Genomic DNA, 21,553 nt, shown 5'->3' with positions numbered 1-21,553 from the left:
GGCCGACGCAGAGCGGGAAAGCGCGCGCTTTATACCACAGCCGCCCCTCACAGGCAATGCAAAGGTGTGTGCCCGGCCTAAATCATCTTGCCCAAGCCCCGCCCAACTCACTGAAACAGCAGGAGTTTTCCAAAACCTCATGAATGTCGTCATAAAAACCCCCGAACAAATCAGCAAAATGCGCGAAGCGGGCAAGCTAGCCGCTGAAGTCTTGGAAATGATCGCAGAGCACGTTAAACCGGGGATCACCACCGAGGAATTGGACCGCCTCTGCCACGACCATATCGTCAACAAGCAACAGGCTATTCCCGCCTGCCTAGGCTACGGTGGCGCGCCCGGCCGCATGCCATTCCCTAAGTCCGTCTGCACATCCGTGAATCACGTGGTCTGTCACGGCATTCCCAGTGATCGCAAAGCTCTTAAAACCGGGGATATAGTGAACATTGATGTCACTGTCATTAAAGATGGCTGGCATGGTGACACCTCCAAGATGTTTTATGTGGGTGAGCCCTCCGTACTTGCCCGCCGACTGGTGGAAACCACCCGGGAATGCATGATGGCGGGCATTCGTATGGTCAAGCCGGGCGTACGGCTGGGCGACATCGGTCACCGGATCCAGAAAATGGCCGAAGGCGAACGTTTCTCCGTGGTGCGAGAGTACTGTGGTCACGGCATTGGTGAAGGTTTCCATGAAGAGCCCCAGGTGGTTCACTACGGCAAGCCTGGCACGGGTCTTGAATTGCAAGAAGGCATGGTGTTCACCATCGAACCCATGATCAACGCCGGCAAAGCCGCCAATAAACTGCTGCCAGACGCCTGGACCGTGGTCACCAAAGACCGCAAGCTTTCCGCGCAATGGGAGCACACCATCGCGGTCACCGCCGATGGCTACGAAGTGCTCACCGCTCGCAGCGAAGAAACGGATCTCTATTAAGTGTCACTGCTACCCGCAATATCCCAAGACGCCCTGCTTGATGCCTTGCAGGAAAGCGCCCAGCCGGGGCAATACGCCCGCCAGTTCCTGGCCCAGGGCCAGGAACGGCTGAACCAAGCCTTCGAGACCACCGATATCACCGAGCTGGTACAGGCCCGAGCAGGCATGGTGGATCAGGTGATGATCGCCGCCTGGTCCCTGTTTGGCCTGGCCAACCGTGACGACGTGGCGCTGGTTGCAGTAGGTGGCTATGGCAGGGGGGAACTACACCCCTGCTCTGATGTGGACCTACTGGTGCTGCTATCCAATGCGCCGGAACAAGCTCTGCGCGACAGCCTTGAACGTTTTGTGGCATTTCTGTGGGATATGGGCCTGGAAATCGGCCATGCAGTTCGCACCTTGGACGAATGCGTGGACCTTGCCCGAGATGACATCACCGTTGCCACCAACATCATGGAAGCACGCACCCTCGCCGGCAACGATATCCTGCGTGAGCAACTTGAAGACCGTACCGGCCCAGAACATATGTGGGATTCTGCTGCCTTCTTTGCCGCAAAATGGCAGGAGCAAACCACTCGCCACAAGCGTTTTAATGACACCGAGTACAACCTTGAACCGGATCTGAAAAACGCCCCCGGTGGTCTACGTGACGTGCAAATGATTGCCTGGGTCGCCAAGCGGCACTTCAACACCGACAGCCTTGAGGCCTTGGTTAGCAACGGTTTCCTTACCCCTGAAGAGTACGGGGTGCTGCGCAAGTGCCTGGACTACCTTTGGGAAGTGCGCTGGCAACTTCATGTACAAACCGAGCGCAATGAAAACCGTCTGCTGTTCGATCACCAGCGTCAGCTTGCTGACCGGCTGGGTCACGAAAATTCCAGCGCCAACCTGGCGGTGGAACATTTCATGAAAGACTTCTACCGGGTCGCTTTGGCTTTATCCGTTCTCAACGAAATGCTACTACAGCTTTTTGACGAAGTGATTCTGCGCAGTGATACTCAAGAGCAAGTTCGGCCCCTCAACCGCCGATTCCAAGTACGTAACGATTATCTGGAAATCAGCAACCCGGATGTCTTTGAGCAACACCCCAGCGCCTTGCTGGAAGCATTTGTTCTAATGGCCCAAAACCCGGATCTGAAGGGTATTCGTGCGTCCACAGTACGTGCGTTAATCTACCACCGCCGCCAGATCAACGATGCCTTCCGCAACGACCCGACTAACACCAACCTGTTTATGCAACTGCTGCGCAGCCCCCATGCCCTTTTCTCACAACTGCGGCGCATGAAGCGCTACGGAATTTTGGGCAAATACCTGCCGGAATTCGGCAACATCATCGGCATGATGCAGTACGATCTTTTCCATATTTACACAGTGGATGCCCACACCCTGCTGGTGATCAAAAACATGCGTCGGTTGCGCTACGAAGACCTGCGCGAAGAGTTCCCCTTGGCCAGCGAAGTGTTTTATCGTTTACCCAAACCAGAACTGTTGTACGCTTCTGGCCTCTACCATGATATTGCCAAAGGGCGTGGTGGCGACCATTCCGAACTCGGCGCGGATGACGCCATCGCCTTCTGTCAGCGCCACGGCCTGACCGCATGGGACGGCAAGCTCGTAGCATGGCTGGTGCGTAATCACCTGACCATGAGTGTGACCGCCCAGCGCAAAGATATATCGGATCCCGACGTAGTCTACGATTTCGCCCGAAAGGTGGGTGACTTGGTCCACCTAGATTACCTCTATGTGCTTACCGTAGCCGATATTAACGCCACCAACCCCACGCTCTGGAACTCATGGCGTGCCTCGCTGCTGCGCCAGCTATATACCGAAACTAAGCGCGCTCTGCGTCGCGGCCTGAATAACCCGGTGGAAAAACAAGACTGGATTGACGAAACCCGCGACGCCGCCCTTCGACTTCTCACGGACCGAGATCACGATGGCCCCGAGATCGAAACGTTATGGGCCAACATCGGTGACGAATACTTCCTGCGTGAAACCCCACGGGATATTGCCTGGCATACCGAGGCCTTACTGGACCGAGAAGACCCAGAAGATCCGTTGGTATTGATCCGTGAATCCAGTCAAAGTGTACTGGCTGGGGGATCACAGATCTTCATTTACACTCCGGACACCCGCAACCTGTTCAGCGCCACCGTGAACGCCATAGATAGCCTAGGCCTAACCATTATGGACGCGCGCATTATTACCAGCGTGGATGGCTTCAGCTTAGATACCTATATCGTGTTGGATGAACAGGGTACCCCCATTGGCGAGGACTGGGCACGCATCGAACAGATCCGCAAAACGCTCACCGAAACATTGAAGTACCCGGATCGTTATGCGTCCACCGTTAGCCGCCGCATGCCCCGGCGCAATAAGCACTTTGATGTACCCACCCAAGTAGTGATCAGCAACGACATCGTCAATGATCGTACCGCCGTGGACATCCAGACTTTAGACCGCCCCGGGCTGCTAGCTCACATCGGGCGCATCTTCATGCGCTTTGAGATCCTGGTACAAAATGCCCGCATTGCCACCTTGGGCGAACGCGCCGAAGACGTCTTCTTCATTACCGATCTTGATGGTGAACCGGTCTCCGACCCGACACTCTGTCAAGAACTGCAACAGACCCTCAAACAAGAACTCGACGCTAAGAACAACGGGAACACCTGACCCTATGAATCCAGACCTGGAACGGTTGCACCCCTATCCGTTTGAAAAACTAAAAGCCTTATTCAGCGACTTGCCCGCATCAGATAAGTCACCCATTGCTTTATCTATCGGGGAACCCAAACACCCGTCACCGGATTTCGTGCAACAGGTACTAAGAGATAGCACCGCGCGGTTATCCAACTACCCGACCACCGCTGGCTTACCGCAATTAAGTGAAGCTATCGGCGAATGGCTGAAACGCCGTTTCCACCTACAAAGTATTAACCCCAGCAGCCAGGTATTGCCTGTCAACGGCACCCGTGAAGCGCTCTTTTCTTTCACTCAAGCCGTAGTCGATCGCCAACGCCAGCCGTTGGTGCTGATGCCCAACCCTTTTTATCAAATCTACGAAGGGGCTACGCTTCTCGCCGGTGGAGAACCCATGTACCTGCCGTGCACAGATGCCACAGGCTTGCAGCCCAATTTCGATGCTGTCAGTGAAGACACCTGGATGCGTACCCAGCTGCTGTTCATCTGCACCCCGGGCAATCCCACCGGAGCCACACTCAGTAAAGCCCAACTCAAAGCCCTGATACAGCTGGCAGATAAATACGATTTTGTTATTGCGTCAGACGAGTGCTACTCCGAAATCTATCGGGATACGCCTCCGGTTGGACTACTGGAAGCTTGTGCAGAACTGGGTCGCCATGATTATCGCCGCTGCGTGGTCTTTCATTCCCTATCGAAACGGTCAAATCTGCCAGGCCTACGCTCAGGCTTTGTCGCTGGTGACAACGAAGTGCTTAAGCAGTTTCTGCGTTACCGCACCTACCACGGCTGTGCCATGCCCATTCAGCATCAGCTAGCCAGCATTGCCGCCTGGAACGATGAGGAACATGTAGAAATCAACCGTGCTCTGTACCGGGAAAAGTTTGATGCAGTACTGGACATTCTTGGCGACCCCCTTAAGGTATCCGCCCCGGAAGCCGGATTCTATTTATGGCCTCAAACGCCCATCAGTGACGAAGAGTTCGCCCAACGCTTGCAGGCTGAATACAACGTCACCGTGCTTCCCGGTCGCTATTTATCACGCACTATTGATGGCAACAACCCAGGGCAGAACCGGATTCGCATGGCGCTGGTAGCACCGCTGGAAGAGTGTATTGAAGGCGCCAAACGCATCAAGGCACTGCTCGATACGTTGTGAGCGCCAAGTCACTCGCTTCGAGCTAAACACGAGTAAGGCTGAATGATCTGCTACGCATTACCCGCGCACAAAGAATTCCGTAGGTCGCGGCGACAATGCTGAAATTCACAGCGATGTATCTCGCATTGAAGCTTGGCGCTTGTTGCTAGAGCAAGGATTGAACATGGAACTGACCATCTTCGGTATCAAGAACTGCGATACCATGAAAAAAGCCATGACATGGCTAGACAATAACGGCATCAGCTACCACTTTCACGACTACAAGAAAGAAGGCGTGCCCGAGCAACGACTGCGCCAATGGCTGGAAGCCCTGAGTTGGGAAATAGTCATCAATAAACGCGGCACTACCTGGCGCAAACTGGACACTGCAACCAAGGAATCCATGACTACGGAAAAAGCCATCACCGTGGCGATGGATAACCCATCCATAATCAAGCGCCCTATTCTTCAAAGCGACACCATTATCACAGCCGGTTTCAACGCCGACGAGTGGACAGACATATTGAAATAATGCCGGCTGCCCAACGCTTGATGCTCAACAGCGACTTTCGGCATCATGCATTTGGCAGCCAGCTCGACGTCAGGAGACAACAATGAGTAACTATTTCGCCATCGCACTGGGCTGCGGTACCAAAAACCGTAAAGACAACTGGCTTGAAGTTTTTTATCCCGACCCGAGCCTTAACCCGGACAACAAGCTGATTGACGTAATCCGTGAAGAACTAGACTACCAGGGCGGTAACGCGGCTCTGGAACTCACCCATCGCCAAGTTCAGCACATTGCCCGCGAATGGCGTGAAGCCGGCTTTGAACATGAAGCCAGCTATGCAGTGGCATTTCAAGAATCCGATCGCCCGGTGGTACTCACTGTATTGGAAACGGACGCCGAGCCAGCGACCACTCCAGAAGCCTACCTCAAGCTTCACTTGATCTCACACCGATTAGCAAAACCCCATGGTGTTAACTTGTCCGGCATATTCCCGCTACTACCCAACGTGGCCTGGACCAACGAAGGGGCCGTGGATCTGGAAGAACTCCCTGAGCGTCAACTTTTGGCCCGCCTAAACGGCAAAGTGCTGGAAGTAAATAGCGTGGACAAGTTCCCGAAAATGACCGATTACGTGGTGCCTGCCGGTGTCCGTATCGCCGATACCTCCCGGGTTCGCTTGGGCGCCTATGTGGGCGAAGGCACCACCATCATGCACGAAGGCTTCATTAACTTTAACGCGGGTACTGAAGGCCCCGGCATGATCGAAGGCCGCATCTCCGCTGGCGTCTTTGTAGGTAAAGGCTCCGACATCGGCGGTGGCGCCTCCACCATGGGCACCCTGTCTGGCGGTGGCAACATCATCATCTCTTTAGGCGAAGGCTGTCTGCTGGGCGCCAATGCGGGTACCGGCATCCCCTTGGGTGATCGTTGTACCATTGAAGCAGGCTTGTACATCACCTCCGGCTCCAAGGTGCAACTGCTGGACGACAAGGGCGAGATCGTTAACACAGTCAAAGCACGTGATTTGGCTGGCCAGTCCGACCTGCTGTTTCGCCGCAACACCACCAACGGTGCCGTGCAATGTCTCACCAACAAAAGCGCCATCGCCCTGAACGAAGAGCTGCATAAGCACAACTAAAAAAGCGACCAGCTGCAAGCTTCAAACTACACATAGGCTTTCCCCCTGTTTGCTAGTCTGTCGCTTGCAGCTTTAGGCTTGGAGCTGATTTCATGTCTCGTACCCTCGACTACACTAAAGAACTCATCCGCCGCGCGTCCGTGACACCGGAGGATCAAGGCTGTCAGGCCTGGATAATTGAAAAGCTGGAAGTGCTGGGCTTTAAATGTGAAACCCTGTGGTTCGAGGAAGTGCGCAACCTGTGGGCCCGTCGCGGAACCCAAGGGCCTGTATTTGCCTTTGCCGGTCATACCGATGTGGTGCCCACCGGCGACGTGACGGCGTGGAAATACGATCCGTTCACACCCACCGAAGAAGGTGACTTACTGTACGGACGAGGGGCTGCCGATATGAAAGGCTCCATCGCCGCCATGATAGTGGCCATGGAGGACTTTATCGCCGCTCATCCGGACCATAATGGTAGCCTGGCTTTCCTAATCACCGCTGATGAAGAAGGCCCCTCCGTTAACGGCACCGTCAAGGTGGTAGAACACTTGCAAGCTCGCCAAGAGCATATTGATTATTGCCTGGTAGGCGAACCATCTTCCACCAACACCGTAGGGGATGTGATCAAAAACGGTCGCCGTGGTTCGCTGGGCGCAAAGCTCACCGTAAAAGGCATTCAAGGGCACGTGGCCTATCCACATCTGGCCCGCAACCCGATTCACGATGTGGCGCCAGCGCTTGCAGAATTGTCTGCTACCGAATGGGATCAAGGGAACGATTTCTTTCCCGCTACCAGTTTTCAAATTTCCAACATTAACGGCGGCACCGGCGCCACCAATGTAATTCCAGGCACCTGCGAGATCATTTTTAATTTTCGTTTTTCCACCGAACTCACCGATGCCATTCTTCGCGAACGGGTCGAAGCAATTCTCGACAAGCACGGCCTGGACTATGATCTGCAATGGACCCTTTCCGGCCAACCGTTCCTGACAGATCGAGGAGCTCTGGTGGACGCCGCCGTTGGTGCGATTCGCGATGTCACCGAGTTGGACACTGAACTGTCCACCGCCGGCGGCACCAGCGATGGTCGTTTTATCGCCCCCACCGGCACCCAGGTGGTGGAGCTAGGCCCCACCAACGCCACCATTCACAAGGTGGACGAACACACAAGCATCAGCGAACTGGACACCCTAACGCAGATCTATCAGCGTTTGCTCCAACACTTGATGACCACTGGCTAAAACCTGCCCCATAATGATGCGCGACCTGCGTGATAGAGCCGGCTGACATTAATCAGGCTCTATCACGCAGGCGCAGCATCAGGCTACAAATTCAGGCAAACTGCTCCTACTATAAAAACGCTATCACGGATCGGGAGGCACCATGTGGCTGCATGAAATCCCAGTGGGCGGCATGCTGTTCAGCCCTATGGTATTGCTGGTGCTGCTGTCACTGGCTCTTACCTTCATGTCCTACTTGTTACTTCGACAACTAGGCTGGCACCGCCAGGTCTGGAAAGGCGCTTGGTTCTACCTTTCCCTTTTTGTCTGTTTCGTTGCCCTTTCCCTGCGACTATTGAGCTGACTGAGATAAGGTCCTTCATGCAACAAACACTTCGAATGCTACTTACCGTGGTTCTGGTCATTCTGGCCCTGATCGCCGGGCACTGGGTGTGGAATTACTACCTCTATGCACCCTGGACCCGAGACGGCAAAGTACGTGCAGAGATCATCACACTCTCCCCTGATGTGTCTGGCTGGGTGCGCGAACTCAATATTGAAGATAACCAGAGAGTGAGTCGAGGCGACCCATTGTTTCGTATCGACGACACCCGCTACCAGGCCGCACTTGCCAAAGCTCGAGCCCAGCTGCTTTATCAGCAAAAAGCCCTGCAGCTCGCGCAACATCATTATCAACGTCGCAAGGATTTGCATCGCAGTAATAACAACAGCATTAGCAAAGAGGCGTTAGAAAGCGCACGCATACAGGCAGAGCTCGCCAAAGCTAACGTGGCACTGGCCCAAGCCGAACTGGACAGCGCTAGCATCAATCTCGAACGCACCCGCATTCATGCCCCCGCCGACGGCACCATCGTTAACCTGTCGCTTCAACAGGGCAATTTTGTCAACCAAGGCAGCCCGGTGCTCTCCCTGGTTAAAGCTGACAGTTTCTATGTCACCGGCTATTTTGAAGAAACCAAATTACCGTTGGTCCACGTGGGCCAGGACGCCTCAGTGATTCTCATGAATGGTTCCCGTGCCCTGCAGGGGAAAGTGACCAGCGTGGGCCAAGCCATCGCCAACGCCAACACCCAAACCGACCGCCAACTACTCCCCCAAGTACAACAAACCTTTAACTGGGTGCGGCTGGCGCAACGTATCCCGGTGCACATCAAACTGGCATCCGTGCCCAAAGATATCCTGCTCGCCGCCGGCATGACCGCCACTGTGCGTCTGTATGACGAAGAGCCAGAGTGACGTTTTCGTGATGACCTTGCCTCCTCGTCTTGCCGTCATCCTGACACCGCAGCGCCACTCCGTGCTTTTTGCGCTCAAGGGTATTATTGCCATGGGGCTGGCCCTTTATCTGGCCATGCTCATGCAACTTGAGCGCCCCTACTGGGCACTTATTTCTGCGGTATTCTTGCAGGTCCGCCCGGAAACCGGGCTAGTGATTGAAAAAGGGCTGTGCCAGATTGGCGGTACCTTGGTGGGCGGGGCCATGGGCCTGCTGATTCTCGCCACCCTACTGCCTTACCCCTTTATTGCACTATTGGCGCTGACTCTGTGGATCGGCCTCAATGCAGCCGCCTCAGCCTGGGTACGGCAAGCCAATTTTATTTATGGTTTTGCCATGGCGGGGATCACCGCCACCCTGATTGTGGTGATTTCCATCGCCAACCCGACCAGCACCTCTAGCGTAAGCATTTTTCATGTGGCCAATGCCCGGATTAGCGAAATCATTGTTGGCGCAGTCTGTGCGACCCTAGTGAGCAATCTACTGTGGCCAGCCCGTGTTAGTCACTTGCTGCAAAAACATGCCAGAGGCGCGCTCAACCAGACCCTGGCCTACCTGGAACTGGAACTAAACCCGACAGGCACCCACACCCAACGACATACACAAGTAGATACCCTACTACAGCGCATTTTCCCACTCAGTGATGACAGCAGCGCCGTCATGTATGAAGGAGCTCAGGGCCCGGGCCGCGCACGGGCCGCCACCGTCATCTGTCACAAGACGCTGTCACTGATTGCACGCATACGCGTTATTGGTCGCCTGATGCGCAACCACAGTGAGCTCCTCACACCGGCTCTGCAGGACATGCTCGATTCACTGCGGCTTTCCTTCAAGCGGATGCGCGAAACCGATTCCGCCGAAGCCGCCATGGAGGAAGTGCAACACCTGCGCCAGCAATTGCGAAACGCTCGTAGCGAGCAAAGCGACGACGCCCCCCCGCTTCAGCGGCGTTTTTTCCAGGTAGCCCTAAACCTGACCGCCGACATTATTCTTGCCCTGGAAGCCAACCGGGCACTGCATTTCAGCAAAGAAATGCAACTGCGCCCGCAGGCCCTTAAGCCCTACCGGGATGTACAAATTGCCGCCGCCGTGGGTATCCGCAGTGCCTTGGTATTCATGATTGCCGCCGGCCTCTGGATCGGCACTGCCAGCCCCATGGCCATCATGCTGATGATCATGCCGGTGATCTTCACCATCCTTTTTGCCCGCCTGCCAGAACCGGACCGGGTGTTACGTCGGGCCGCGACCACCTCGGTACTGGCCACACCGGTTGCCCTATTCTTTACCTTGCCCCTCCTAGCCCTCAGCAACGGCGATTTTCCGCTACTAATCCTTATTCTTGGCGCCCCCCTGTTCGTAGCACTACTGGCCATTAGTAACCCCACCACCCTGGCCTACGGATTGGGGTTCTGCACCCCTTACATTATTCTGGTGCAACCGGGTAACGCCATGGATTTCGATGTGGCCCGGGTGGCCAGTAACGGCTTGGCAATCACCGGCGGCATCGTCATTGCCTTCATGATGTTTCGGCTAATTACTCCACCCAGCGGGGCAAGCCTGCGCCGACGACTCATTCGCGAAACCGCTGCTGACCTAACGTTAATCGGCCATCACCGTATTAAAGAGGAAGGCTTCAATGCCCGTATGGCGGACCGCCTTCGTTGGCTCACCATCTGCGACAAGGCACTGCCCGAAGAACGACGTCACTTTACTGACCTGGGGCTGACAGGCCTTAACTTGGGCCAAGTCTCGCTATGGGTGCAAGGACGCATTCACACCCAGGCGCCCGCCGCCTTGCTGGCCTGCGCGGCCCAATGGCAGCAATCCCTAGCTGATGCCTACCAGGCCTGCGCCCAAGGGCATTGCGATAGCCGTTTTCGCGACAACTCTGAACGCCTAAAAATCGCCATGGCCCAGGCCGGTAATTTGGAACAGCGAAATCAGGAGTTGGTTGCTGGCGCGGTGGAGCGCATCGCTCTTACCTTCGAACGCATGGCCTCACGCATGGCTCGCACCGTAGAGCCAGACGATATCTCAGCCAATAGCACGGCAAGCCGCTAGAAGCCCGTCGCTTAAAGGCCTAAAATTACTGTCGAGAAGCTCTAGCCAGCGTGTCTACTCTGTGTTTCTCTGGCCTTCTTCCCTGTATCACTAATCGCCTGCGGGCCGCCCTGGCGACCCGCCATGATGGAGCCCCCTTCACATGACCGTACAAGAGAAATTGACTGCCAACGTAGTGGTCGACACCAACCCCGCCACCGGCACTGCCGTTGCAGAGTTGAGCGAAACCAATCTGGATGCGTTGCCACAAATGCTGGACAAAGCCCGGCAAGCGCAAGCTATTTGGGCGACCAAGTCTTTTAAGGAAAGGGCTCGCCATATTCAGATGATGCGCAGCTACATTGTCGACCGCGCCGATGATCTGGCCCGTACCATCAGCGAAAGCAACGGCAAAACACTCACTGATGCCTTGGCGACGGAAGTATTACCCTGTGCACTGGCCTGCAAATGGTATGCAAAAAATGCTGAGCATTACCTGAAAGAGCGTAACCGCCCTGTAGGCAGCATCTTATTCTTTAACAAACGCACCCATATGTTACGGGTACCGTTAGGCGTAGTAGGTATTATCAGCCCTTGGAACTACCCCCTATCGATTCCTTTTGGCGAAATCGTCATGGCCTTGATGGCCGGTAACGGCATTATGCTAAAAGTGGCTGCAGCCACCCCTGCAGTAGGCCGGGCCATTGAGCAAATCGTCGCCGCTGGCGAACTTCCTGAAGGCCTGTTTCAGCACATTGTCGGCTCTGGTTCAAAGGTCGCTACCGGCTTTTTCGATAATGGCATCGATAAGCTGTTCTTTACCGGCTCGGTCGCCGCAGGCAAAACGTTGATGGCTCAAGCAGCTAAAACGCTGACTCCCGTCTCACTGGAGCTAGGCGGTAACGATCCGATGCTGGTGCTCGAAGATGCAGATCTGGAGAGAGCCACCAACGGTGCCGCATGGGGCGGCTACCAAAATGCAGGGCAAAGCTGTGGCGGGGTGGAGCGTGTTTATGTGGTGGATGCCGTATACGATCAGTTCGTGGATCTGCTGGCCAAGAAAACCCGTCAGCTGCGCCACGGCATTGGTTGCAACGGTTTTGATGTGGATATCGGCAGCCTAACTACCGCAGGCCAACTGCGTACGGTTCAGCAGCATGTGGAAGACGCACTGGCCAAAGGCGCTCGCATTGAAGCCCAGTCCCGCCCTGTGGGTAATGTGGAAAACGGCTTCTTCTTCCCTGCCACTCTGCTCACCCAGGTCACCGATGACATGCTCACCATGTGTGATGAAACCTTCGGCCCCTTAATCGCCGTGCAGCGTGTAGCCAATGAAGAAGAGGCCATTCGCAAAGCCAATGATTCAAATCTGGCCCTGACCTCTTCAGTCTGGACTAAAGATAACAAACGTGGCCGTGCCATCGCCGCACAGCTGCAGACGGGTGTTACCACCCTCAATGATCACCTCTACAGCCACGGCTTGTCTGAAACCCCCTGGGGCGGCTGGAAAGAATCGGGCATTGGCCGTACCCACGGTCCGGAAGGTTTGGAAGAAATGACCCAGGCGAAAGTAGTGAACTGGGATACTTTGCCGTCCAAACGCAATATCTTCTGGTACCCGTTTGATCAGGCCACCTATAACGGTATCAAGAATGCCTTGCTCTTCGTCTTCCCTTCCGGGGTCGGCCAGTGGCTGAGCGCTTCGCTCAAGCTTACCCCCTTCTTGGTGAAGAAAATGTTCACTGGCTGGAAAACCGGCGACTAAACGGTCGCGGAGGGGCCCGCGCAAGCGGGCCTATTGATCTGAATCACATTGTTCCTCTCTGAATCTGTCACGCTAGCCAGACAGGTTAAGGGAGGATTTTCTATGTATATGGATACCGTGGTTTTAGCAGGCATCGCTGTGATTGCAGGCATTCTAATCTTCGCGGGATGTTTCGCCCTGTTTATCTGGCTTGATGCTGGTAATAAAGACACCACACAGAGCGAAAAGGACTAACATCTCCGCGCCCTATTTTCACGCGGCAGGAACGGCGGGGTAGGCTCACGGCCATTGCCCTTAGACACGCCTTAGAACAGCGCTTTGCGCACTCGGCGTGCGCCCCCAATGTGCCGCTCTTTATCTTATTCCCTTAGCCTAGGGAGCGAACCAGCGTGGAAGGCTGATAATACATCTACAATGCCACTCTTAGCGGCTCCCTTAGTGGCTCTTCAACAGAATACTTCCCAAGCTATCGCTGGATCAGAGCGCCTCCAGCCAATCTTGTGACGGCGCATACCACCAGGACCCCATCACCGGACGGGTAAAGTCCAGTAGACGATCTTTCACTGAATCATCAGCAATGCCATACATACGGCGTAGCAAAAAGTCGTAACGGTCCAACTCGCAACAAAATGCCAAAAAATACAGACCATGCTGGCCACTGTCGCCATAGGGAACCGAGCGACGCCACATTTTTTGCGCTACACCGTCACGGTCCACATCAACGCGTCCAACGTGGGCATCCGTGGGCATGCGCTCATCATCAAACTCCACAGCATCTTCTTTGGTCCGGCCAAACACATTCTCCTGCTCACTAACCGGTAACTGGTTAAACTTGTCCAAGTCGTGAATCCATTTCTGGGTCAGCACCCAGCTCCCCCCCGCACCGGGGTGAGGTTCAGCAATAAAAGCAGCCTTTTCTGCCTTTTCGCCGGTGGGGTTACCAATGCCATCCACGAACCCTGTTAGGTCTCGCATGTCGTGGTACACAAAGGCCGTCAACTCAAGCTGAGTTGCAAGTAAATCACCCACCGCCTTGCGCACCTGCATGGCAGTATCGAATAGATCGCCAGACTCTTTAGCCTGAACCCACACCCATAAATCCCCCTGGGTGGCCGGGATATGTCCCTCTAGGGAAAACGCGGAGAAGCTGAAACGGGAATCAAAACAGGCCCAAAGATCTGGTCCGAAAGCCAACAAAACCGGGGTTTTCTCACTTTTCAGTACAACAATCTCTCGCAGAGCGGCGCGTAATGCCTCCAGCTCAAAGCCACTACCAAGGCTGAATTCGAAGAACAGATGGTGGGCATAACTGCGGTCAAAAATACCGGATTGAGGTGTCGACACCGGAAGCTCCTTTGCGCTATCCATGAACAGGAAGAATTCCCACAATAATAGCAGGTCTAATCATGGCGAACCTCTTCAACGTGAAGGAGTCAGCCTTCAGCATACCAAGCGCAGCATTTCTGAAACAAATTGAAATATCCGCTAGTGTTCCGGACTCTGGGCTTTCGATACACTTAGCTCCCATTCGTTAATTGTAACCGACTATGACACCTTGGCTTGGCCTGGACCGACTAGGTTTCTTCCTGATACGTATATTTTTACGCTTGTGCACCCGCGCTAATGCACTTCCTTCAGACCCCAAGGAACTCCAACTCGCCGCCAACACACCGGTGGTGTATGTGCTCAGTGACCGCTCGGCCGCGGATGCCGCCGTGGCAGACCAAAGTGCCCGACAACTAGGGCTTTCCTCTGCCTTGCGAGGGTTAACGCTGGGCAAGACGCACCTTCACCATAGCTATTTCCAGCTGTACCGTCGGCAAATAGGTAACCGCCGTCAGCGGCGCGCAGTCTCACCACCCCGTCTGGAAAAACTGGTCGCAGTCCTGCGCGCTAACCCCGACGCGGATGTTCAGCTGGTGCCGGTATCTGTGTTCTGGGGCCGTCGGCCGGAAAAAGAGAACTCAATGTGGCGCATCCTGTTCTCCGATAACTGGTCGCCCGCCGGTTTCATCAAGAAATTCTTCATCATCATTACTCAGGGACGGCAGCTCTACGTTCAGTTTAGTCAGCCCCTGTCACTACGTACCCTAGTCGACCAGTGCCAGACTGACGATCAAGCCGTTCGCAAAGCATCACGCATCCTGCGGGTCCATTTCCGCCGCCAACAGGAAGCCGCCATCGGGCCAGATCTGTCGCACAGGCGTACCCTGACTAACACTGTGGTGGATTCCATCTCGGTGCGTGAAGTCATTAGCGCTGAAGCGAAACGGCAAGACCTTAGTGAAGAAAAGCTGGAAGCCAAGGCCCGCGCTTATGCCATGGAAATTGCAGCAGACTATTCTCACACCGTGATCCGAACCCTTGAGTTGTTTTTAAACTGGTTATGGAACCGCCTATACGGAGGCATTCGCCTCTACAATATGGACAACCTGACCAAGGTCGCCGGCGATCACGAAGTTATCTATGTGCCCTGCCACCGTAGCCACATAGATTACCTGCTGCTGTCCTTTGTGATGTTCCGTAACGGCTTGGTTCCACCGCATATTGCCGCGGGTATTAACCTGAACCTGCCGATCGTGGGAACGGTCCTGCGCCGTGGTGGCGCTTTCTTCATGCGTCGCAGCTTCCGTGGCAACCCACTATACGCCGCCGTATTCAGCGAATACTTGCACACGATTACCACACGCGGCTTTTCCATTGAATATTTTGTAGAAGGAGGTCGCAGCCGCAGTGGTCGCATGCTTAAGCCCCGCACCGGCATGCTGGCCATGACCGTACGCAGCTTCCTGCGCGATTCGCGCAAGCCGATTGCCTTTGTGCCTGTCTATGTGGGCTACGAAAAAGTGATTGAAGCTGGCTCCTATATCGGCGAACTGCACGGCAAAAAAAAGCAAAAAGAATCGGTGGGCGGCTTGATGAAGTCACTGTCTGTACTGCGTAGCCACTTTGGCCAGGTGCACCTGAATTTTGGGGAGCCTATTAAGCTGGTGGACTATCTGGACGGGCACAATCCAAAATGGCGCAATGAAACGATCGCCCCCGGGGAAAACCCAGCCTGGTTTAAACATGCAGTCGCAGAGCTGGGCCAAGAAGTGGTGGAATCCATCAACGCAGCCGCAGTGGCCAATCCGGTTAACTTGCTCAGCCTAGCGTTACTTGCATCACCCAAGCACACCATGGATGTGGCTCAACTTCGCCAACAACTCAACCTCTACATCTCTCTGCTTAAACAGGCGCCCTACAGTGATTGCGCCGCGCTCGCCACTGACGACGCCGATGCCATTATCCAGTATGGCCTTGAGCATGACTTCCTGGACCGGATCGAACACAAACTGGGTGACGTGGTGACCACCGATGAAAAAACTGCTCTGCAGATGGCCTACGTACGCAACAACAGCCTGCACCTTTTCATTCTCCCCGGGCTAATCTGCTCTTTGGTAATGAATGCTCGCTCGGTCAGCATCGACGTACTGCAAAGCATGGTTCGTCTGCTCTACCCCTTCCTGCGTAACGAGTACTTTTTGCACTGGCAAAACGATGAAGAGCTGGAAGCCGCCGTCAATAATATCGTCACCGTCCTACAGCAAGAGCAACTAATTACCCGTGAGAATGATTGTTTGCACGGGGCGGCGATTCACACTCATGAATCTGACATGCTCGATCACCTTGGCCAGACAGTGATGCCGTCGCTGGAGCGTTACTACCTAACCATTCGACTGCTGGTGCAATACGGCTCCGGAATGCTCACCGCCGATCAACTAGGCGAATTGGCACACCAAACCGCACAGCGGCTATCTCTGCTTTATGAGTTTAATTCCCCGGAATTTTTCGACAAAGTGGTGTTAAAGAACTTTATTGCCCAGCTTTATTCCACGGGTTTGGTGACACCGGGAGGCAGTGGCGCATTGGAGTTTGATGAAAAACTGCAGGCCCTTGATGACGAAGCCAGTCGCATTCTCAGCCCGGATATCAGTGACGCTATCCAGCGTGTCACACGGGTTAGCAATCTGGGCAACCTGCTTACTGCGTCATCTGAAGCAAATTAAACATCTCCGGCCATCTCTTGTGGGTGGCCGGTGTCTTCCCAAAAGAATCGACCGTCATTACCTGTAGGGTTGTGCTCAGGGGCAGGTATAAATATCAAAACGTACCGCCTTGCCCTTTTGACTAAAAGACGGTGTTACGCCAGCTAAAAAACCCGCCTTTACCGGGCGTTTGACAACCACCCGAGAAGCGCCAAGGGCACGCGCCCAATCCAGTAATTGCTGTTCCTCAACTTCATCCGGGTAAGGACAAAGCCGCTGCAACCACTGCAGGTCTTTTTTAACCGCCGCACTTTTTTCCCGAGCGGGAAACATGGGATCTAGGTACACCGCGTGGAGAGCAGATGGCTCAGCAATTTTGCTGTCTGCGCACGCCAGCAACTGCATGTTCGCAACAAGGCTGGCAGGAGCCCTTTGCAGACCATCAGCAAGCATCGCGTGAAGAATCGGCGAACGTTCTGCCAGCATCACCTGAAACCCTGCCTGTGCCATCAGGGCCGCATCCCTGCCAAGCCCCGCCGTGGCGTCAAGCACCCGGATCCGATCGTCTTTGGGCTTGCCCAGCGCCTTAATCAGACGCTCATGGCGCACCCGCTCGGGGGTGAGTCGGTACCCCTGCTTGCCGTCACAGAAACTGACCGTCAGCGGCGTTTGCTTGCCACCGGGACGCCACAGGCCCAGGCAATCATCATGCCAGCCAAGCACCAGCTCAAGCGCCTGCCCACTGGCCTGGGCTTCATTTTCAACCCAGAAACCCGGAAGACCTTTCGGGCAACCGGGTAATAACCCAAGCACAGTGTCCAACCACTCACTCTGCCTCATGCCAACCAGAACAACAGGGCCACACCGAGTATCAACCGATAGACCACAAACGGCAGCATGCCAACGCGCTCCAACAAGCGAATGAAGAATACAATGGTCAGGTAAGCGGTTACCGCACTAACGATAACGCCCAGCGCCATCATCCCCCAGTCCACCACCACTTGTTGCTCGATCAAATCTTTGGTTTTAAGCAGCCCGGCCCCAAGGATCACCGGAATCGATAACAAAAAGGAGAAACGAGCCGCATCCTCACGACGATAGCCCAGCGCCAATGCCGCAGTAATGGTGATACCACTGCGCGAAGTGCCGGGAATCAATGCCAATGCCTGAGCCAGGCCAATAAAAATGGCACCTGCAACGCCTAACCTAGCCAACGAAAACTCCCGTTTACCAAAAGCATCAGACGCCCATAGCAACGCGCCGAATACCAGCGTGGTGATAGCAATTACCAACGCTGAGCGTAGTTCACGCTCAATAAAGTCATCACCGAGGAAACCAAACACCACCGCTGGAATGGTGGCCAACGCCACCAACAAACCCAACTTCAGGTCATCATTCATCCGGCGCTGCTGAACGGCTAGGCCGGCCCCCCCCACCATGGCAATCAAATCACGGCGGTAATACATCATCACTGCCAGCAAGGTCCCCAAATGCACAGCCACATCGAACGCCAATCCCTGATCTGGCCACCCGAGGATTTGGGACGGCAGAATCAGGTGAGCGGAACTGGAAATAGGAAGAAACTCGGTAAGCCCCTGTATCAGAGCAAGAACCAAGGCTTGGAACCAATCCATGGAAAGTCCTTATTGATTGTAACGCTAGAAACCAAACGTGCGTTGAAACAACGTGCCTCCGCACCAGCTTGAGGTTACGCAGACCCGATTTAGAAAACGGCGGTGCCCTATTCGTCCGCCGTCACTTTATAGCCCTGTAGAAATTCTACAGGCATACGCCGTGGTTTGCCGGAATCCAGTGCCACACACACCCACCGGGTGCGCCCGCGCAGTAATGTTAGGCTGTCGGATTCACGCACAATTTGGTAACGACGCGTAATGCTGATACGGCCATCGTTTTGTACGATCCAGGTACCGATCCTCAGGTTCTCACCCTCGAAAGCCGGCGCCAGATAATCCACTTCGGTATGGCGCGCCACCATGCCCCGGTTAAGCCTCTGATACAAATCCCAACCCAGCCCCAGCTCGGTGGTATGGTGCCAGGCAATCTGCTCCATAAAACGCAGATATTCAGTGTTGTTCACATGGCCCATCACATCGATGGCTTCGGCAGGCACGGTCACTGTCAGTTCATGCACATTGGGAAGATCCCAGTTGATCATCGTACTGCTCCCTGAATCACTTGATCTCGCAGATAGACCGGCTGTGCCTGTTCTGCACTCACACCCTCTCCGCGTTCGAATGCAGGTAATGCCAGCTGCGCAACAGCTTGCGCACGGGGGTGAGCGTCAGCAACGCAGAAGCTTGCGCCATAGGCCGCCCGCAGCGCGTCTTGATACACCAACCCGGAACCAACGATCATCCATTCAGCGCACGGCAGTTCTGGCAAAGCATCAGGCTTGAACAGCCCATCACAAAGCACGGCATTAGCCGAGCCCGGCTCACACTCATAGGCGCCGAGGTAAAGCTCGCCCATGCGCGCATCAAAACAAGCAATAACATGCGGATTCACCTTCAGTGCCTGCGCGCTCAGCGCACAAGCCGCTAAAGTGGAAACCCCTACCACCGGTAGATCCGCCGCGAAGGCCAAACCCTGGGTTACAGCAGCCGCAACCCGCACACCGGTGAATGCACCCGGACCATGCCCGAAAGCAATGCCATCAAGATCGGCAAGCCGGAAACCCGCCTCCGCCAGCACCCCCTCAACCATGGGCAATACCCGCTCGGTCTGCTGACGAGGCGCTTGCTCAAAGCGTTCGATTACACTGCCATTATCCAACAGCGCCACCGAGCAGGTTTCTCCTGCGGTTTCTAATGCAAGTAGTCGCGTCATGATTCCATTTTTCCCGCTTCCTGGCCCTGAGCGGCCAGATAATCAAAAAACCGCTGAACCACATCTAACTTACGGGTACGGGTCATGTTGGGCAGGCTGTTAACGAACAACTTGCCATAACTACGCGTCAGCAAACGCGGGTCTGCAACTACCAGCAACCCGGTATCTTTCGGGTCACGAATCAGCCGCCCGGCTCCCTGGCGCAGGGCCAGCACCGCTTGGGGAAGCTGGTAATCACGAAATGCATTACCGCCATTGCGGTTAATATGCTCGATGCGCGCCGCCGCCACCGGATCACCGGGTGAACCAAATGGCAGTTTATCGATAATCACACAACTGAGCGCTTCACCACGTACATCAATGCCTTCCCAGAAGCTGCTGGTTCCCAACAACACGGCATTGCCCTTTTCCCTAAACGCATCAAGTAATTCACGCCGCCCGGCCTCACCCTGCACCAACAAAGGGTAATCAAGCTTCTGGCGAAGGATAGCCGCGGCTTCACGTAACGCTCTGTGACTCGTAAACAGGAAAAAAGTGCGGCCCCTGGCTGCATTAATGACCGGTACCATGGCAGCGGTGAGTTGCGCCGTGTACTCGCTATCATTCGGCGCCGGCAGCCCTTCCGGGGCATAGAACACGGCCTGGCGCTTAAAATCGAAAGGGCTCTCCAACCTAAGGGTACGGGCAGAATCCAGCCCCAAACGGTGCTGGATATGTTCAAAGCGTCCGCCCACCGACAGCGTGGCTGAGGTGAGAATCCAGCTACACGGGTTGCGCTCACGCTGGGCTCGCAGCTGGGCCGCCACGGACAACGGCGTGCTGTGCAAGACCACAGAGCGTTTGAAGGTTTCAAACCAGTACACTCGATTCGGCTGCCCGCCTTTCAGGTAGGCGGCCAGGCAATCCACCTGTTCACTGGCGCGCCGAGAGCAGGCATCCATCCCCCGGCTCGCCTTGGCCAGCGGTCCGAGAAATGCATCCAGCTCCTGCAAAGCCTGCAACAGTGCCTCTCCGGCCTCAATCACCGCCTTATTCTCTGCCACTTCCGTCCAGGGCTCACGGCGCTCGCCGTCCCCCAGACTTAAACGCAAATCCATGCTGCTTTTATCTACGGCGGCCACTAGGCGATTTAGCTCCGCCAGATCCGCGGCGGTATGGCCCGCTTCAGACAGGCTATCGCGGCCCAATTCCTGAATCTGTCTGGTGCTCAATGTGTCGGCGAAAAACGCCGCCGCGATTTCGGGTAGCTGATGGGCTTCATCGAAAATCACCGTATTGGCGGTGGGCAGCAACTCCGAGGCGGCACCATTGCCGCGTAACGCTGCATCGGCGAAAAACAGGTGGTGGTTAACCACCACTAAGTCTGCTTCTTGAGCCTCTTTACGTGCCTTCATCAACGGGCATTCGTTATAGCGGGGGCATTCCGTTCCCAGGCAATTGTCCGCGGTGCTGGTTACCCAGGGCCATACTGGCGCATCTTCCGGAATCTGTTGCAGCTCAGCGATATCACCAGTGCGAGTGCGCGCTGCCCAGTGCGACACAATCTGCATCTGCCCGACGGTCTCACGGGTGAGAAAACGGGCGTCTTCTTGATGCAGCTCCAATCGATACGGACATAGGTAGTTAGCGCGCCCTTTTAGCAGCGCCACTTTACGCGGCAAGTTCAGTGCCTTCTTGACCATGGGCAGGTCTTTAAAGAACAGCTGATCCTGCAAGCTTTTGGTGCCAGTGGACACCAACGTCGGGCCTTCCGATAGCAGTGCAGGCACTAGGTAAGCTAGCGTTTTACCGGTGCCCGTTTCCGCTTCTACTAACAGCGTGGCACCACTGCCAATCACGTCTTCCACCGCATCCGCCATTTCTAGTTGCGGTTCACGGGGCTGATACCCAGGCAGAAGCGGCGCAAAGCGCACTAAATCGGTAAGATGATTACGGGCGGTAGTCACATAA

18 protein-coding genes are annotated in these 21,553 nt (G+C 55.1%); 12 read left to right on the top strand and 6 right to left on the bottom strand.

The features are described 5' to 3' along the window. The first annotated feature begins 31 nt into the window (after positions 1 to 31). From map to ccoM, 11 genes are all read left to right on the top strand, one after another. A complete protein-coding gene (gene map / locus ABO_RS05905) occupies positions 32 to 934 on the top strand; it encodes a type I methionyl aminopeptidase (protein ID WP_369751960.1) in 903 nt (300 codons plus the stop codon). After that, positions 935 to 3,607, top strand: a complete 2,673-nt coding sequence (locus tag ABO_RS05900) for a [protein-PII] uridylyltransferase (protein WP_011588424.1) — start codon at positions 935 to 937, stop codon at positions 3,605 to 3,607. A 4-nt stretch (positions 3,608 to 3,611) separates the two neighbouring features. Further along, positions 3,612 to 4,793: a succinyldiaminopimelate transaminase gene (gene dapC, locus ABO_RS05895; protein WP_041704925.1), complete on the top strand. Its 1,182-nt coding sequence runs from the start codon at positions 3,612 to 3,614 to the stop codon at positions 4,791 to 4,793. A 163-nt stretch (positions 4,794 to 4,956) separates the two neighbouring features. Next, positions 4,957 to 5,304 (top strand): ArsC family reductase, encoded by a 348-nt coding sequence (locus ABO_RS05890; protein WP_050731504.1) that lies wholly within the window; start codon positions 4,957 to 4,959, stop codon positions 5,302 to 5,304. 82 nt (positions 5,305 to 5,386) lie between these two features. After that, the gene (gene dapD / locus ABO_RS05885; RefSeq protein WP_011588421.1) at positions 5,387 to 6,421 is read left to right on the top strand and encodes a 2,3,4,5-tetrahydropyridine-2,6-dicarboxylate N-succinyltransferase; all 1,035 of its coding nucleotides are present in this window, start codon (positions 5,387 to 5,389) and stop codon (positions 6,419 to 6,421) included. 92 nt (positions 6,422 to 6,513) lie between these two features. Further along, a complete protein-coding gene (dapE, locus tag ABO_RS05880) occupies positions 6,514 to 7,647 on the top strand; it encodes a succinyl-diaminopimelate desuccinylase (protein WP_011588420.1) in 1,134 nt (377 codons plus the stop codon). Between the two features lie 142 nt (positions 7,648 to 7,789). After that, positions 7,790 to 7,990, top strand: coding sequence for a DUF1656 domain-containing protein (locus ABO_RS05875; protein WP_035458361.1), 201 nt, complete (start codon positions 7,790 to 7,792; stop codon positions 7,988 to 7,990). Positions 7,991 to 8,007: 17 nt separating this feature from the next. Next, positions 8,008 to 8,883 carry an efflux RND transporter periplasmic adaptor subunit gene (locus ABO_RS05870; RefSeq protein WP_011588419.1) on the top strand — a complete coding sequence of 292 codons (876 nt, stop codon included), beginning with the start codon at positions 8,008 to 8,010 and terminating at the stop codon, positions 8,881 to 8,883. Next, positions 8,864 to 10,984 carry an FUSC family protein gene (locus tag ABO_RS05865; protein ID WP_011588418.1) on the top strand — a complete coding sequence of 707 codons (2,121 nt, stop codon included), beginning with the start codon at positions 8,864 to 8,866 and terminating at the stop codon, positions 10,982 to 10,984. The genes ABO_RS05870 and ABO_RS05865 overlap by 20 nt, the downstream gene beginning before the upstream one ends. Positions 10,985 to 11,126: 142 nt before the next feature. Next, complete coding sequence (locus tag ABO_RS05860; protein ID WP_011588417.1) at positions 11,127 to 12,728, top strand: aldehyde dehydrogenase family protein; 1,602 nt, start codon at positions 11,127 to 11,129, stop codon at positions 12,726 to 12,728. A gap of 108 nt (positions 12,729 to 12,836) precedes the next feature. Beyond that, positions 12,837 to 12,962 (top strand): cytochrome c oxidase subunit CcoM, encoded by a 126-nt coding sequence (gene ccoM, locus ABO_RS14635; protein WP_269763797.1) that lies wholly within the window; start codon positions 12,837 to 12,839, stop codon positions 12,960 to 12,962. A gap of 243 nt (positions 12,963 to 13,205) precedes the next feature. Here the strand turns inward: ccoM and ABO_RS05855 are convergent, their stop codons facing one another. Beyond that, positions 13,206 to 14,096, bottom strand: a complete 891-nt coding sequence (locus ABO_RS05855) for a Dyp-type peroxidase (protein WP_011588416.1) — start codon at positions 14,094 to 14,096, stop codon at positions 13,206 to 13,208. Positions 14,097 to 14,275: 179 nt separating this feature from the next. Between ABO_RS05855 and plsB the strand changes: the two genes are divergently transcribed. After that, positions 14,276 to 16,777 carry a glycerol-3-phosphate 1-O-acyltransferase PlsB gene (gene plsB, locus ABO_RS05850; protein WP_011588415.1) on the top strand — a complete coding sequence of 834 codons (2,502 nt, stop codon included), beginning with the start codon at positions 14,276 to 14,278 and terminating at the stop codon, positions 16,775 to 16,777. A 75-nt stretch (positions 16,778 to 16,852) separates the two neighbouring features. Here plsB and ABO_RS05845 read toward each other — a convergent pair whose 3' ends face one another. From ABO_RS05845 to ABO_RS05825, 5 genes are all read right to left on the bottom strand, one after another. Next, positions 16,853 to 17,569, bottom strand: a complete 717-nt coding sequence (locus tag ABO_RS05845; protein ID WP_231483347.1) for a class I SAM-dependent methyltransferase — start codon at positions 17,567 to 17,569, stop codon at positions 16,853 to 16,855. A gap of 23 nt (positions 17,570 to 17,592) precedes the next feature. After that, the gene (locus tag ABO_RS05840; protein WP_011588413.1) at positions 17,593 to 18,390 is read right to left on the bottom strand and encodes an undecaprenyl-diphosphate phosphatase; all 798 of its coding nucleotides are present in this window, start codon (positions 18,388 to 18,390) and stop codon (positions 17,593 to 17,595) included. 107 nt (positions 18,391 to 18,497) lie between these two features. Beyond that, a complete protein-coding gene (locus tag ABO_RS05835) occupies positions 18,498 to 18,932 on the bottom strand; it encodes an acyl-CoA thioesterase (RefSeq protein ID WP_011588412.1) in 435 nt (144 codons plus the stop codon). Further along, entirely contained in the window at positions 18,929 to 19,603 is a 675-nt protein-coding gene (gene tsaB / locus ABO_RS05830; RefSeq protein ID WP_011588411.1) for a tRNA (adenosine(37)-N6)-threonylcarbamoyltransferase complex dimerization subunit type 1 TsaB, read from the bottom strand. The genes ABO_RS05835 and tsaB overlap by 4 nt, the downstream gene beginning before the upstream one ends. Beyond that, positions 19,600 to 21,549 (bottom strand): ATP-dependent DNA helicase, encoded by a 1,950-nt coding sequence (locus tag ABO_RS05825; protein WP_050731503.1) that lies wholly within the window; start codon positions 21,547 to 21,549, stop codon positions 19,600 to 19,602. The genes tsaB and ABO_RS05825 overlap by 4 nt, the downstream gene beginning before the upstream one ends. Between the last annotated feature and the right edge of the window lie 4 nt (positions 21,550 to 21,553).

Origin of the sequence: Alcanivorax borkumensis SK2 (genome assembly GCF_000009365.1) — a bacterium.
Taxonomy (GTDB): Bacteria; Pseudomonadota; Gammaproteobacteria; order Pseudomonadales; family Alcanivoracaceae; genus Alcanivorax; species Alcanivorax borkumensis.
The sequence above is the reverse complement of the archived record's forward strand: the minus strand, read 5'-3'. Positions and strand labels throughout refer to the sequence as shown.